This window comes from Frankia sp. CpI1-P (assembly GCF_001421075.1).
Lineage (GTDB): Bacteria > Actinomycetota > Actinomycetes > Frankiales > Frankiaceae > Frankia > Frankia torreyi.
On record NZ_LJJX01000023.1, the window covers coordinates 62741 to 76909 of the forward strand.

Genomic DNA, 14169 nt, shown 5'->3' on the forward strand with positions numbered 1-14169 from the left:
TGCACTGTAACAGGCCATCACGTTCCAAGGAACCGGACGGGTGGCTTTACTGCACCAGCCGGTGCAGAGAATGGTGGGTGCTGGGATACGGTGTGGTGATGAGTGGGAGGACGCCCGCCGCGGCTGCCGGATCGGCCACCACCACCACCACCGGTTCGCCCGCCCGGCCGAGTGCGCGCGGCCGGATCGACAAGCGCGAGGCGATCCTCGCCACCGCGTTCGTGGTCTTCGCCCGCGAGGGGTACGCGCAGGCCACGCTGGACGCGATCGCCGCCGAGGCACGCGTCGCCAAGCACACGATCTACAACCACTTCGGGGACAAGCAGACACTGCTGCGCGCGGCGATCGCCGCCGAGGCGGACCGCGCGATGGCGAAGAACCTCGCGGCCGTCGACCGGCTACGCGACCACGACGGCGACCTGCGCGCGACGCTGGAGGACGTCGGCAGCCAGCTCGTCGCGTGCTACTGCGACGAGCGCGGCTGGGCGCTGCGGCGCCTGCTCTACGCGGAGATCAGCCAGTTCCCCGACCTGCTCGACATCATCACCGGCCGGGCATCGGACCCGGTCACCGAGGCACTCGCCGACCGCCTGGCCCGCCTCGCCCTGGCCGGCCACCTGCGCGCGGGCGATCCGGCCGCCGCGGCCGAGCAGCTCGCCGCCCTGCTCACCGGCTCGCTGGAGGCCCGCTGCCGGTACGGCACCAGAGTCATCTCCGCCGCCGAGCAGCACGCCGTCGCCCGCGCCGCGGTCGACACCTTCCTGCACGCCTTCGGCACCGCCCCCGGCCCTGCCGGGACGCCCGCGGCCGGGGAGGGAGACCCGGCGGCGCGATGCTGACGATCGGAATGCTGGGCGGGATGAGCTGGGAGAGCAGCGCCGAGTACTACCGGCTCGCCAACGAGCTGGTCCGGGCGCGGCTCGGTGATCTGCATTCGGCCCGGTGCGTGCTGTTCTCCGTCGACTTCGCCGACATCGAGGCCATGCAGACCGCCGGCCGGTGGGACGAGGCCAGCGTCGTCCTCGCCGCCGCCGCGCGGTCGCTGGTCGCGGCCGGCGCCGATCTGGTGCTGCTGTGCACCAACACGATGCACAAGGTCGCCGACCAGGTCCAGGCGGCCATCGACGTCCCGCTGCTACACCTCGCGGACGCCACGGCGGCGGCGGTGACCACCGCGGGGCTGCGCACCGTGGGCCTGCTGGGCACGGCGTTCACGATGGAACAGGCCTTCTACCGCGACCGGCTCACCGCCGCCGGGCTGCGCGTCCTCGTGCCACCCGCCGTCGACCGCGCGCTCGTGCACCGCGTCATCTTCGACGAGTTGTGCCGTGGCGTCGTGCGGGAGCAGTCGCGCCGGCAGTACGTGGCGGTCATCGAACGGCTGGCAGCCGCGGGCGCCGAGGGCGTCATTCTCGGCTGCACCGAAATCGAGCTGCTGGTTCGCCGCCAGGACAGTTCGGTGCCGGTCTTCCCGACGACCCGGCTGCACGTCGAGGCCGCCGTCGAGCTGGCCCTCGCCGCGGAAACGACGGCAGGCAAGTCCGGTTGACCGGGACGGGCGGCCCGGACGGTCCCGAGGAGCCGGCGCACCCGCACACCAGTGCGTGGGACCGGCTCTCGCCGATCCATCTGCGGCAGTTCGCCCGGGCCACCGGGCTGGCGGTCGGCGAGGTCCGCAGGCTGCCGGAGCATCTCGTCCCGGCGTGGCTGCGGCCTACCGACGGCGAGCGGCGGCTGCCGGTGCTGCTCGCCACGGTGGTGGCGATCGCGTTGCAGTGGGCGCTGCCGTCCCGGCTGACGCTCACCCCGCGCTGGCTGCTGCCCGGCCTGGAGATCGCGCTGCTGGCGGGGCTGACCGCGGTCAACCCGGTGCGGCTGACCCGCAAGCATCCGGTGGAGCGGGCGGCGAGCCTGCTGCTGGCCGCGTCGGTCACCACCGCGAACGGGGTGAGCGCGGCCCTGCTCGCCCACCGCCTGGTCCGCGGCACGGCCGGTGAGGACCCGGCGGTCCTGCTGAGCACCGGCGCGGCGATCTACCTGACGAACATCATCGCCTTCGCCCTCTGGTACTGGGAGTTCGACCGCGGCGGGCCGTTCGCCCGGGCGCAGAGCGAACGGCAGTACCCCGACCTGCTGTTCCCCCAGATGAGCGATCCGGCGAACGCCGATCCCCGCTGGGAGCCGACGTTCGTCGACTACCTGTTCGTCGCGTTCACGAACAGCACCGCCTTCAGCCCGACGGACACGATGCCGATGACCCGCTGGGCCAAGCTCATGATGATGGCCCAGTCGACAATCTCGATCATCGTCGTCGCCCTCGTCCTTGCCCGCGCCGTCAACATCCTCCGTTGACCGGCCACGCACCGGTCAGCGAGACGGCTGCGCCGTGCGCGCCGGATCAGGCACTCGGCGCGCGGCCGGCGGCGGGCAGCTCGATCCACCGCCGCGCCGAGGGTCGTGCGCGCCGCGCCGCCCCAGCACCACCCGATTGACGGCCGCGAGCCAGCACGCGCCGAGGAAGGCGCCGCCGAGCACGTCGCTGGGATGGTGCATGCCGCGATAGGTCCGGCAGAACCCGACGAGCACCGGCACGGCGACCGCGACGACCACCGACGCGACCAGCACGGCCCTGACCCACCACGGCCGAGCCGACGACGGCTGCCCCCCGCCCACGCCTCCGCCCTGGCCGGCACCGGAGCCGGCCGGTAGCCGCCCGAACCGGCCGTCCGCGGCGAGCCGGTGCAGCACGAGGGCCAGGCCGCCGTACAGGCACACCGCGGCGGCGGTGTGCCCGGACGGGAAGCTGGCCAGCGGATCCCCCGGGTCGAGCCGGGGCACCGCGGGGCGCGGCCGGCCCACGAGGGCGTTGGACGCCTCGTAGACGGCCGTCTCCCCTGCGGTGAGCAGGATGATCCCCGCCGGCAGCCACCAGCGCCGCGTCCACCACCCGACGGCCGCCGCCAGCACCGCCGTCGCGGCGATGACCGTCCAGGTGTCGGCGAGGTAGGTCGCGTCCGCGGTGAGGCGGACCAGGCCGCCGGTGCGGTGGCCGGCGAGCCAGCGCTCGGCGTCGGTGTCCCAGCCGCGCACCTGGCCGGGCCCGTGGACGAGGAGCGCACCGGTGCCGGCGAGGATGAGCACGAGCAGCCCCGCCGCCGCCACGAGACGGCCGCCCAGGCCGAGGAGAGATCGCACGGATCAGTTCCTCTCCACAACGAACCCACCGGACACCTGCCGTACCGTGCCACCCGGGTCCGACCGTCATCCACACGCCCGCCGCCTTCTGCCGCGCTCCGGCTGTGCCCGTCGTCGCAGCCAGACGGTGCCTACCGTGGACTGCNGGAGTCGTTGGTGTGCGGCCTCCTTCGACCGGAGGTCCCGGCCAGTCGCTGGTCGGCTGGCCGTGGTGGGGCCGAGCGGCGGGTGTTGATCTGTCGGGCCAGGCCCTCGAGCGCGACGCGAAACTGGTGTTGCGTCTCGGTGGCGAGCCGGCGGCGCAGCAGCGGAACGAGCACGCCGGTCAGACGCTCGGACTGGGTGACCCGGACCCGGGTGGAATCGAGCGGTTCGATCAGATAGCTGTGCTCGCCGGTGAAGACGCCCGGCGCCAGCAGCCGTCCCCGCCGGGTCAGTTCGCGTTCGGGAGTGACGGTCGTCAGCACGGGCCGGAAGGTCATCTGCCGGCCGGTGGCCGTGCGTACGACCTCCCGCTGTCGAGCACCGACCGCAAGCCGCCCACTCGCGTGGAGCACAAGCGGATGCCACTGCGGGTAGCTGNCCCCATCGGTGATGACCTGCCACACCTCCGCCGGGGTGGCCGCGATGTCGATCTCAGCGCGCACGTGGACACTCAGCAGGCTCATGCGAGACCCCCGGATGAGACCCCGGCCCCGGCCAGGGCCGCGGACACGAGACGCTTCAGGTAGTCGTCATCAACCGGGTCGCCCGTGATCAGGGCTCGATAGTAGACGGCGCCGATGATCTGATCGAGGATCAGCCCCGGATCCACGTCGTCAGCCTGTTCACCCTGGCCGACGGCCGCGGCGAACAGATCGAGGCTCGCCGCTCGCCGCCGGGCCCACAGCTGATACACCGACGCGGCCAGGTCGGGCTGACGAGCACCTGCGGCGATCAGCTCCGACACGAGCAGTCGTATTCCGGGCTGACCCAGGCCGGCNGCGATCGCGGCGGCGATCCGGACCAGGTCGGCTCGAAGATCCCCGGTTTCCTCGATCGCCACGTCGTCCAGAAAGGTGGCCACTGCCGCGACCACCAGGTGGTCACGCGAGGGCCATCGCCGGTAGACGGTCGTCTTGGCCACCCCGGCACGGTCAGCGACCTGGTCCACCGCGAACCTGGCGTATCCGCCCTCGCGCAGCATCNCCCTCGCGACCGCCACGACACGCTCTTCCACCCCGGTGTCCCGAGGCCTGCCCCCGCCCATGCGCCCCCTCCATTTCGCTACGCGAGTAGCGTAACAGAAGTGGATCACCCGGGGACCGCGCGCGGCGGGTCAGGCTCCGAGTCCGTTGCGCTGCGCGCGCCGGATCAGCCGTTCGGCACGCGGCTGGCTGCGGGCGGCTCGATCCGCCGCCGCGCCGAGGACCGTCGCGAGCGCGGTGAGCGTCGTGGGATCGGCGTCGTCGACGCGGGCGGCGAGGCCCGCGGGCCCGCCCGGATCACCCGGATCACCCGGATCACCCGGGTCGGCGGGGTCGGCGGGTAGTCGGGTGGCGACGTCCGCGGCCAGGCGGCTGGTCCGCCACTGTTCGAGGGCGAGATGGCGGCGCAGATGATCGAGGATGGCGGCGCCGGCGCGGTCCGCCTCGCCGAGGCGGGCGGCGAGCTGGTCGACGAGCCCGGTCTCCGCCGAAGTCGCCGGGATCGCCGGGATCGCCGGCGTTGCGAGCAGCCGCAGCGCGCCGCCGCGCAGCCGGACGAGCACGGCTCCCAGCAGCGCGTCGTAGGCGAGCGCGGCGATGAGCGGGCCGAGCACGTCCGCCCCCGGCGGCGCGGCGATGATCCCGGCCCACAGGCTGATCACCGACTTGGTCATCACGAACGCGGCCTGCCAGTCGAGCCGGCCCGGATCGACCGCGACGCCGGCGGCGGCGGCGTACTCGGCGACGCGGGTGGTGAACTCGCCGAAGTCGGTGTGCGCGCCGCGCATCCAGATCCAGGCGAGGTCCTCGTGCGGGTCGCCGGCGTGGAACAGCTCCCAGTCCAGCAGGGCGACCACCCTCCCCTCATGGATCATGACGTTGCCGGGGCCGGCGTCGCCGTGCACCGGCCGCGCCGGTGTCGGGTCGTCCGGCAGGCCATCGGCGAGGATCCGCAACGCCAGCCGGATCAGCGGCCGGTCCAGGGTGCCCGTCGTGGCGGCTCGGTCGCGCCACCAGTCGAGATCCGAGCGCAGCGCCGCGGTGATCGACGAGGCTGGCACGCCGAGGTCGGGCGGATCGATCCGGTGCAGCCGGGCGAGCAGCGCCATGTACTGCGGCGCGGCCTGCTCGACCGCCGCCGGGTCGGGTCTGCTGGTGCCGGGGACGAGCTCCAGCAGGGTGCCGGCGGGGTCCGTCAGGGTCGCGAGCACGGCGGGCACGGGCAGCCCGTGGGCGCGCACGCGCCGGAGCACCTCGGCCTCGCGGGCCAGGGTCATCTCGCTGCCGTCCATCACCCCGCCGGCCACCGGGTCGGCGCGCAGGAAGGCGATGCCGGCACCGGCGGGGCTCTCGACGCGGTAGGCCTCGCGGGAGGCCCCCGCGGGCACGGGCACCAGGCGGACCGCGTCGACGCCGAGGGCGGCGGCGATCTCGTCGGTCCGTTGGGCCCAGCTCGAGATGGGGGTCACGGCGGTCCTCTCAGCCTCGGCGACGAGTCGATACTAGCGAGAACTGACAGGTGCTCAATTTTTTGGGAGGCGAGATGACCGCAGCCGAACCGAGCGAGCCGTCCGGCCTGAGCGACGTGGCCCGGCTGTCGCGGCGACCGGCGGGCGGCGGCGGGCCCGGGCCCGGCCCCGGGCCGAAGGGGCGGCGCACCCGCCTGCGGCTGCTCGACGAGGTGGAGCGGCGCTGCCTGGCCGCGCCGTACCTGACGATCGCCGTCGCGGACGTCGCGCGGGCGGTGCACACGTCGCCGGGGACCTTCTACCACTACTTCCCCGACCTCCCCAGCGCCGTCGCCGAGGTGGCCGAGCGGCACATGGAGCAGTTCGAGCAGGTCACGGCGCTGGCCGCGGTGCTGGTGCGCGCGGACGCCGCGCCCGAGCCGTGCGAGCGGTTCGTCCGGGCGTTCCACGACTTCTGGAGCGACCGGCGCGGCCTGCTCGAGACGATCGTGNTCGCCTCCCGCGACGAGGACCCGCGGGTGTTCCGGGTCCTGCTGGACGCCATGAAGAGGCTCACCCACGTGCTGTCGGTCGCCGTCGTCGACGGTCATCCCGTGGGTCTCGCCGGGTCGCTGGTGATGATGCTGGTGATGTCGGCGGCCCGCCGCGAGGGGTTCGCCCGCGACGGGGCGCCACTCGAGGAGCTCCTCCGGTCCCAGGCCCAGATCATCCATCTCAGCCTGGCCCGGCGCCCGGACCATAATTGACGCTATGTCAGTTCCGTGAAAGCGTCTCTCGGTACGAGATCGGAGCCGGCGAGGTGGCCATGGACGAGTTCGACGGAGTGGGCGGGTCCGACGGCGTGGGCGGGTCCGACGGCGTGGGCGGGTCCGACGGAGTCAGTCTGTCGAGCGTGTTCGACCGACGGGTCCGGACCAGCCCGCGGGCGCCGGCGGTGCGCGACGTGGGTGGCGAGCCGGTGTCCTGGGGCGAGCTCGGCGACCGGGTGACGGCCCTCGCCGCGGACCTCGCCGCCCGCGGCGTCCGGCCCGCCACCGTCGTGTCCTGGCAGCTTCCGACCAGCGTCGAGGCGATCGTCCTGCTGCTGGCGCTATGCCGGCTCGGGGCGACGCAGAATCCCCTGCTGCCCGTCTACGGCGACCGTGAGCTCGACTTCATCCTGCGTCAGGCCCGCCCGGCGCTGCTCATCGTCGACGGCGCCGACCCGGCGCGTACGGCCGCCGCCCGGCGGGTGGCCGCCGCCGTGGCCCGCGACGGCGCGCCGATCGACGTCCTGGCCTGGGGGAAGGACAGCCCCGCGCGGGGCGGTCCGCTGGCCCCGCCGACGGGGGTCGCGGGCCGGTGGTACTTCTACACCTCGGGGACGACGTCGGTGCCGAAGGGCGTGGTGCATGCCGACCGCGCGGTGCTGGCGGCCGGACGCACCCTGGTCGAGCGGCTCGGGTTACGCCCGGACGACCGGTACGGCGCGGTCTTCCCCCTCTGCCACGTGGGCGGCCCGGCCTGGCAGGTCGCGGCGATGCTGGTCGGCTTCGAGACGTTGTGCGTCGCCCGGTTCACCGACGAGGCGATCAGCGCCCTGCAGGACTTCGACGTCACCATCGCCGGGGCCGGCCCGCCGTTCTTCCTCGCCTACCTCGCCGCCCAGCGTGCGCTGCCGGCCGGCCGGCGGCTGTTCCCATCGGTGCGTGCCTTCCCCGGCGGCGGTACCGGCCGACCCCCCGACCTGGACGCGCGGATGGTGGCCGCGTTCGGCGCCGGTATCGTCCCCACCTACGGACTGACCGAGGCGCCGATCGTGTGCATGGGCCGGCTCGGCGACTCCCCCGCGCAGCGGGCCACCACCGAGGGGATCGCCGCGCCCACGGCGCGGCTGCGGGTGACGGCAGCCGACGGCGGCGCCGCGCCGGCCGGCTCGGACGGCGAGATCCAGCTCCGCGGCGACCACCTGATGCTCGGCTATCTCGACCCGGAGCTGACCGCCGCGGCGATGACACCCGACGGGTGGCTGCGCACCGGCGACCTCGGCCGCCTCGACGCGGCCGGCTACCTGACCGTCACCGGACGGATCAAGGACGTGATCATCCGGAACATGGAGAACGTCTCGGCCGTGGAGGTGGAGCAGGTGCTGGCGACCCATCCGGGCGTCACCGACGTGTCGGTCATCGGGCTGCCCGACGGGCGGACCGGGGAGCGGGTGTGCGCCGTCATCGTCCCCGCGGCCGCGGACGCCCCGCCCAGCCTCGCGGACCTCACCGGCTGGTGCGCCCGGGCGGGTCTGATGAAGCAGAAGTGGCCGGAGCAGGTGGAACTGGTCGACGAGCTGCCCCGCAACCCGGTCGGCAAGGTCGCCAAGGCCCAGCTCCGCGAGCGTTACCTCCCCGGCGCCGACACGGCCGCGGCGGCACCGCGATGACCGCCGCCGCCGACCCGGCCGGCACCAGCCCCGCCGACACCGACTCGGCCAGCACCGACTCGGCCAGCACCGACCTGCCGGACACGGCCGGCTGGGGGCTGACGGAGGCGGACGACGGGCTGCACCCGTTCCCGCCCGACGAGCCGTTGTGGACGGAGACCGTCTGGTTCACCTGGATGGTGCCCGAACGTCACCTGCTGGGCTACGTGTACCCGGTGTTCCGGCCCAATCTCGGCGTCCAGTTCGGCGGGGTGACCGTCTACGACGCCAGCGCCCACCTGCCCTGGGAGCTTCCCGTGCGCCACTGGCAGCAGCACATCCCGCTGCCGGAGCTGCCGGACCTGCGCAACGCCCGGCTCGCCGACGGCATCACCCTGCGCGCCGTCCNCCCCGGCCACACGTACGACATTGGCTACCGCAGCGACGAGCTCACCCTCGACCTGCGCTACGAGGCCCTCATGCGGCCGCTGGTCTCCGGTGGCGAGTCCGACCTGTTCGCCCAGGGCGGTCATCTCGACCAGCCCGGACGGGTCACCGGGGAGATGGTGCTGCACGGCGAACGGGTCGCCGTCGACTGCCTCGCGATCCGCGACCGGGCGTGGGGGCCGCGGCGCGACCAGCGGCAGCGGCGCGTCGGCTACGCCTACGGCACGGCGTCGGCGACCGAGGCGTTCCTCGCCCTCACCGGCCCGGACCGCCACGGCACGGACCGGGTGTGGACGGGTTACCTCATGCGGGACGGCGTGTGGTCCCCGCTGGTCACCGGCGAGCGCCGGGTGGAACGCGACGGCGAGGGCCGGCCGGCGACCGTACGGATCACCGGCGGCGACGAGCTGGGCCGGGCGCTGTCCGCGACGGGCACGGTGGTCAGCCGGATGGTCTTCACCCCGTACCCGAGCATGCTCGCGTGGTGCAGCATGACCCGCTGGGATCTCGACGGCCAGGAGTGCTGGGGCGAGGACCAGGACGTCTGGAGCCCCTGCCGCTGGCGCCGCGACATGGTCGCCGCCCCGGCGGCCATGCCTGCCGAGGCTGGGTGAGCGGCCGAGCCCATGGCTGCCCGGCCGAAAACCTGTTGCGATGCCGGTTCCGTCACCCCTAGAAATCCGAAGCATGGATGAGCAGCCCCTGACCGAGCAGCGCCTGCCCGGCGGCCGGCATGTCGGGGGCGTCCGCATCGGCGACACCGTGCACCGCCCCGCCAATCCCTGGACCCCGGCGGTGCACGGGCTGCTGCGCCATCTCGACGCGGTCGGGTTCAGCGGTGCGCCGCGGGTGCTCGGCTTCGATGAGCGGGGCCGGGAGGTGCTGTCCTGGCTTGCCGGCGACACGATCGGCGAGCGGCGGCCGTGGCCGGCATGGGCGTTCTCCGACGAGGCGCTGGGCCAGGTCGGGGCGTGGCTGCGCCGGCTGCACGACGTCACCGCCGGCTACGTGCCGCCGACCGGCGCCGTCTGGCTGTCCGGGCGGCCGTGGCAGCCGGGCCTGGTCGTCGGCCACCACGACGCCTCGCCGTTCAACGCGGTGTGGGACGCCGCTGCCAACCGGCTTGTCGGGTTCGTCGACTGGGACACCGCCGGGCCGTCGTCCCGCGAGCTCGACCTCGCCTTCACCGCGCTGACCTGGGTGCCCCTGCACGCCCGCGCCGTCGTCGAAGCGCAGGGCTTCACCGCCTTCGACGACCGGCCCCGGCGGCTGCGCCTGCTGCTGGACGCCTACGACTACGACGGCGACCGGGCCGCGTTCGGCCCCGCCGTCGCCGCCCGGGCCCGGCTCAACGCCGCGGTCATCGACCGGCTGGGTATCGACGCGCTACGGCCCATCGCCGCCGACTTCGAGCAGGCCGCCCGCGAGATCGAGGCCCTGCCGCCCGCCTTCTGGACCTGACCGCTGCCCGACACCGAACCCTGGGCCTGCGCTCAGGCGGCGCACAGCAACCCCACAGGCTCGGCTCGCACTCTCATCACCAATCGGCGTTCCTCCCACGGAGCGCGGCCGGTGAGAGGGAGACGATGGCCACACGCGAACAGGGGATCCGACGGGTAGGTCCCGTCACGACCGGGCTGGTCGCCGTCGCGGCCGCCGGCGTCATCGGTTTCGGCGTCCTCGCCCACGAGCACACCGCCGCCACGGACGACGACACCTCCGCCACCGCGACGAGCGGCACCACTTCCGACACAGGCAGCACCTCGGGCAGTACCGGCACCGCCTCGGGCAGTACCGACTCTTCGGGTAGCACCGGTTCCTCGGGCAGCACAAGCTCCTCGGGCAGCGCCTCGGACAGCACGAGCTCCGGCACCTCGTCCTCGNGCGGGACCTCGCCGTGGAGCACCGACGGCCAGGCGCACGCCACCACGGGTGGCTCCTGAGATGGCCGCGACCACGAGACCCCGCCCCGCCGCGGTACCGAACTCCGACCGATCCGAGCCGGCCTCGGCCGCCTGGCCGGTCTGGAGCACCACCGCGCAGGTCGTGGTGACCGACCCGGACCGCCTCGACGCCGCGCGGCGGCTCGTTGCCGACCAGCTCGCGGCCGTCGACGCCGTGGCCAGCCGCTTCCGCGCCGACGCGGAGATCGTCCAGCTCGACGCCGCCGACGGGACGCCCCAGCAGGTCAGTCCCCTGCTCGCCGAGCTGATCGGCGTGGCGCTGGCCGCCGCCCGCCAGACCGGCGGGGCCGTCGACCCCACCCTCGGCGGCCCGCTCGCCGACCTCGGCTACGACCGGGACATCGCCCAGCTTGCCGCCGGCGGCCCGCCCGTGCGGGTGGTGCGCCGACCGGCGCCGGGCTGGCAGCGGGTCCGCCTGACCGGGCGGTTGCTGACCCTGCCCGCGGACGTCCAGCTCGACCTCGGCGCAACGGCGAAGGCGCACACCGCCGACCGCTGCGCCGCGCTGGTCGCCGACCGGCTGGGCACCGGAGTCCTGGTCAGCCTGGGCGGGGACATCGCCACCGCGGGGCCGCCGCCACCGGGCGGCTGGCGGGTCCGGGTGCTGGACCAGCCGGGCGAGCCGGCGTGCACGGTCGGCCTGCCGCCCGGGACCGCGCTCGCGACGTCGAGCACGCTCGGGCGCCGCTGGCGGCGCGGGCACCAGCTGCTGCACCATGTGCTGGACCCGCGGACCTGCCAGCCGGCGCCGGCGGTGTGGCGAACCGTCACCGTGGCCGCCGCGAGCTGCCTGGCGGCGAACACGGCGAGCACGGCGGCGATCGTGCGCGGCCCGGCGGCGCCCGATGCGCTGCGCCGCGAGGGGCTCGCCGCCCGACTGGTCGACGCGGACGGCACGGTGGTCACCGTGGCCGGCTGGCCGTCCCCGACGCAACGGTCGGCGCCGGCGGCGGTCGCGCCCGAGGCGGTCGCGCCCGAGGCGGAACAGGCGGTGCGATCCGCGGTCGCGCCCGGGATGGAGGAGACCGTCGAGCGAGACTCGACGGAAGCGCGATCGGGGATGCCCGGCCCGCGGGACGCCGGGGCCACCCGATGACCACCGACACGCTCTGGTACACCGCCCGGGGCAGCGGCACCGTGGCGCTGCTGCTGCTCACGCTCACGGTCGTCCTCGGCGTGGTGGCCCGTTCGGGCCGGGGTCTGGCGGGCCTGCCGGGCTTCGCGGTCGCCGCCGTGCACCGCAGCGCGGGCCTGCTCGCCGTCGTGTTCGTCGCCCTCCACGTCGTGACCCTGCTGCTCGACCCGTACGCGCAGCTTGCCCTGCCCGACGTGGTCCTCCCCTTCGGCGCGGGGTACCGCCCGCTGTGGGTCGGCCTGGGGACGGTGGCCCTCGACCTGCTGGCGGCGGTGGCGCTGACCAGCCTGCTGCGCCGGCGCGTCGGCGCCCGGATCTGGCGCGCGGTGCACTGGGCCGCCTACGGCGCCTGGCCGGTGGCCGTGGCGCACGGCCTCGGCGCCGGCAGCGACACGGGCACGCCGTGGCTGTGGGCGGTGGCCGTATGCTGCGTGCTCGCCGTCGCCGGGGCGCTGAGCTGGCGCCTGTCGGTGGGATTCGCCGCGTTCCACCGGTCCCGGCCGTTAGCCCCGACCGAGCCCCGGCCGGGCGGGGTCGATGACTCCCCCCTGCGGGCCCTGCGCACCGTCCCCGCGCACGGCCCCGTCCCCGCGCACGGCCCCGTCTCCGCGCACGGCCCCGTCTCCGCGCACGGCCCCGTCTCCGCGCACGGCCCCGTCTCCGCCGTCGGCGGCCACCTCGACCGGCCCGCGACGGCCGCCGCGGCGATCCCGCCCGTCCAGACCATGCGCGGCGCCGCTGGGGACAGCCCCGCGGCAGCCGCCGACCGATGGGACCCGCGATGACCGTCGAGCACACTGTTGAGCCCTGGCCGGCCGGCGTCCACCCGGTCCGCGGCGTCGGGGACGCACCGAGCGTGGCCGGCACCGCCGGCACCACGAACCCGCCGGGCACCGCCGGCACCACAAACCCGCTGGGCATGCCCGGCGCCGCGGACCTGCCGGGCACCGTCCGCGCCATGAACCTGCCGGATACGGTCGGCGTCGGCGGGCACGCCGCCCAGCGGCTGCTGGCCCTCGCCGCCCCCGACCTGCTCGGCCACCACCGCCGGTGCGGGCCGCTGCCCTGGCGCGGCCCCGGCGGGCCGCTGCTGCGCGAGATCCACGACGCGGGGCTGACCGGACGGGGCGGCGCGGCCTTCCCGACCTGGCAGAAGCTGGCCGCCGCCGCGCAGGCCGCGTGCCCGCCCGGCGCGGACCGCCCCGGGCGGCGCCGGGCGGGCACGGGCGGGGGCACCGGACGGCCACGGGCGGGCGGCACGCCCGTCGTCGTCGCCAACGCCGCCGAGGGTGAGCCCGAGAGCGCGAAGGACGCGACCCTGCTCGCCGCCGCGCCGCACCTCGTCCTCGACGGCGTGCAGCTCGCCGCCGAGGCGGTCGGCGCCGGGGAGGCGTTCGTCTACGTCAAGGCCGGCAGCGCCGCCGCGGTAGCCGTGCGGCAGGCGGTGGCCGAACGGCGGGCCGCCGGCTGGGACCGCTGCGGGATCGAGGTCCGCGAGGCGCCGGCGACGTTCCTCGCCGGGGAGGCGTCCGCGGTCGTCGCGGCGCTCGACGGGGCCGCGGCCCGACCCCGCGCGCACTGGCGACCGCTGGCCGACACCGGCCTGCACGGGCGTCCGACGCTGGTGCACAACGTCGAGACCCTCGCCCACCTGGCGACGATCGCGCGCTGGGGCGCCGCCTGGTTCCGCTCCGTCGGGACCGCCGACGAGCCCGGCACGCTCCTGGTCACGGTGACGGGAGCCGTCGCCGCGCCGGGAGTCGTCGAGGTGCCGTACGGAACCCCCCTTGGCGATCTCGTCGGGTCCCGCGGCGGCGCCGTCGAACCGGTCGGCGCCCTGCGGATCGGCGGATTCGCCGGCACCTGGCTGCCCGGCGGCGTGGCGCCCGCGGTGCCGATGTCGCGGGAGGGACTGGCGTCCTGGGGCGCCACGCCGGGACCGGGGATCGTCTCCGTGCTGCCCGCCCGGGCCTGCGGGCTGGCCGAGACCGCCCGCATCGTCGGCTACCTGGCCGCGCAGAACGCCGGCCAGTGCGGCCCGTGCGTCAGCGGGCTGCCGCAGCTCGCCCGGTCGGTCGCCGGCATGGCCGGGGTCGCCGGCCGGGACACGGCGCCGGACGGGGAGAACCCGGCCCAGGCGGCGAGCCGGTCGCTGCGCCTGGCCGCTCTGGTCGCGGGCCGCGGCGCCTGCCACCATCCCGACGGCGTGGCCCGCCTCGTGCACAGCGCGCTGCGCACGTTCGCCGCCGACATCCGCGCGCATGCCCAGGGCCACTGCCTCGGCTCGGCCCACCTGACCTGACCGCGGACGACCCCGCCGGCCACCCGGCGCACACGCACAGGCAGGCACGACTCGGGCAGCCACTCAGGCAGCCAC

Annotated in this window: 12 protein-coding genes and 4 pseudogenes; 10 read left to right on the top strand and 6 right to left on the bottom strand. The window is 75.4% G+C overall.

Translation table 11 applies throughout. The features are described from left to right. Positions 1-98: 98 nt before the first annotated feature. The 3 genes from FF86_RS16580 to FF86_RS16590 are packed head-to-tail and all read left to right on the top strand — an operon-like array spanning position 99 to position 2352. Positions 99-839, top strand: a complete 741-nt coding sequence (locus FF86_RS16580; protein ID WP_044885585.1) for a TetR/AcrR family transcriptional regulator — start codon at positions 99-101, stop codon at positions 837-839. Continuing rightward, positions 833-1549, top strand: coding sequence for an aspartate/glutamate racemase family protein (locus FF86_RS16585; RefSeq protein WP_044885541.1), 717 nt, complete (start codon positions 833-835; stop codon positions 1547-1549). The genes FF86_RS16580 and FF86_RS16585 overlap by 7 nt, the downstream gene beginning before the upstream one ends. Beyond that, positions 1546-2352, top strand: a complete 807-nt coding sequence (locus tag FF86_RS16590) for a hypothetical protein (protein ID WP_199865393.1) — start codon at positions 1546-1548, stop codon at positions 2350-2352. Before FF86_RS16585 ends, FF86_RS16590 begins: the two co-directional genes overlap by 4 nt. A 15-nt stretch (positions 2353-2367) precedes the next feature. Here FF86_RS16590 and FF86_RS16595 read toward each other — a convergent pair whose 3' ends face one another. The 6 genes and pseudogenes from FF86_RS16595 to FF86_RS16610 all read right to left on the bottom strand — a co-directional run bounded on the left by FF86_RS16595 (position 2368) and on the right by FF86_RS16610 (position 5851). Next, positions 2368-3195, bottom strand: a complete 828-nt coding sequence (locus FF86_RS16595) for a phosphatase PAP2 family protein (RefSeq protein WP_044885542.1) — start codon at positions 3193-3195, stop codon at positions 2368-2370. A 146-nt stretch (positions 3196-3341) separates the two neighbouring features. Then, positions 3342-3777: pseudogene (locus tag FF86_RS66695) on the bottom strand (hypothetical protein); the annotation flags it as partial. A 1-nt stretch (position 3778) separates the two neighbouring features. Then, a pseudogene (locus FF86_RS66700) lies at positions 3779-3863 on the bottom strand (hypothetical protein); the annotation flags it as partial. Continuing rightward, a partial coding sequence (locus tag FF86_RS36005) for a TetR-like C-terminal domain-containing protein (protein WP_206778960.1) occupies positions 3860-4177 on the bottom strand: 318 nt, incomplete at its 5' end. The gene FF86_RS36005 and the pseudogene FF86_RS66700, both read right to left, overlap by 4 nt. Before the next feature lies 1 nt (position 4178). Beyond that, a pseudogene (locus tag FF86_RS66705) lies at positions 4179-4382 on the bottom strand (helix-turn-helix domain-containing protein); the annotation flags it as partial. A 131-nt stretch (positions 4383-4513) separates the two neighbouring features. Then, entirely contained in the window at positions 4514-5851 is a 1338-nt protein-coding gene (locus tag FF86_RS16610; RefSeq protein WP_055867354.1) for a phosphotransferase family protein, read from the bottom strand. A gap of 74 nt (positions 5852-5925) precedes the next feature. Here FF86_RS16610 and FF86_RS36015 point away from each other — a divergent pair. The 7 genes and pseudogenes from FF86_RS36015 to FF86_RS16650 all read left to right on the top strand — a co-directional run. Then, positions 5926-6342, top strand: a 417-nt coding sequence (locus FF86_RS36015; protein ID WP_206778961.1) for a TetR/AcrR family transcriptional regulator, incomplete at its 3' end; no start/stop codon positions are given. Position 6343: 1 nt separating this feature from the next. Next, positions 6344-6597, top strand: a pseudogene (locus tag FF86_RS66710) (hypothetical protein); the annotation flags it as partial. A gap of 59 nt (positions 6598-6656) precedes the next feature. After that, positions 6657-8267 (top strand): class I adenylate-forming enzyme family protein, encoded by a 1611-nt coding sequence (locus FF86_RS16620; protein WP_052681117.1) that lies wholly within the window; start codon positions 6657-6659, stop codon positions 8265-8267. Positions 8268-9395: 1128 nt separating this feature from the next. Next, complete coding sequence (locus tag FF86_RS16630) at positions 9396-10154, top strand: phosphotransferase (protein ID WP_044885589.1); 759 nt, start codon at positions 9396-9398, stop codon at positions 10152-10154. Positions 10155-10637: 483 nt separating this feature from the next. Continuing rightward, the gene (locus tag FF86_RS16640; RefSeq protein ID WP_044885548.1) at positions 10638-11753 is read left to right on the top strand and encodes an FAD:protein FMN transferase; all 1116 of its coding nucleotides are present in this window, start codon (positions 10638-10640) and stop codon (positions 11751-11753) included. After that, positions 11750-12577, top strand: a complete 828-nt coding sequence (locus FF86_RS16645) for a ferric reductase-like transmembrane domain-containing protein (RefSeq protein WP_044885549.1) — start codon at positions 11750-11752, stop codon at positions 12575-12577. Before FF86_RS16640 ends, FF86_RS16645 begins: the two co-directional genes overlap by 4 nt. After that, entirely contained in the window at positions 12574-14094 is a 1521-nt protein-coding gene (locus FF86_RS16650; protein ID WP_055867364.1) for an NADH-ubiquinone oxidoreductase-F iron-sulfur binding region domain-containing protein, read from the top strand. Before FF86_RS16645 ends, FF86_RS16650 begins: the two co-directional genes overlap by 4 nt. Positions 14095-14169: the final 75 nt, after the last annotated feature.

What these genes read in the sequence shown, in the direction of transcription:
- FF86_RS16645 (WP_044885549.1), top strand. Translation starts at nt 11,750, where the DNA reads ATGACCACCGACACGCTCTGGTACACCGCCCGGGGCAGCGGCACCGTG.
- FF86_RS16640 (WP_044885548.1), top strand. Translation starts at nt 10,638, where the DNA reads ATGGCCGCGACCACGAGACCCCGCCCCGCCGCGGTACCGAACTCCGAC.
- FF86_RS16585 (WP_044885541.1), top strand. Translation starts at nt 833, where the DNA reads ATGCTGACGATCGGAATGCTGGGCGGGATGAGCTGGGAGAGCAGCGCC.
- FF86_RS16580 (WP_044885585.1), top strand. Translation starts at nt 99, where the DNA reads ATGAGTGGGAGGACGCCCGCCGCGGCTGCCGGATCGGCCACCACCACC.
- FF86_RS16620 (WP_052681117.1), top strand. Translation starts at nt 6,657, where the DNA reads ATGGACGAGTTCGACGGAGTGGGCGGGTCCGACGGCGTGGGCGGGTCC.
- FF86_RS16650 (WP_055867364.1), top strand. Translation starts at nt 12,574, where the DNA reads ATGACCGTCGAGCACACTGTTGAGCCCTGGCCGGCCGGCGTCCACCCG.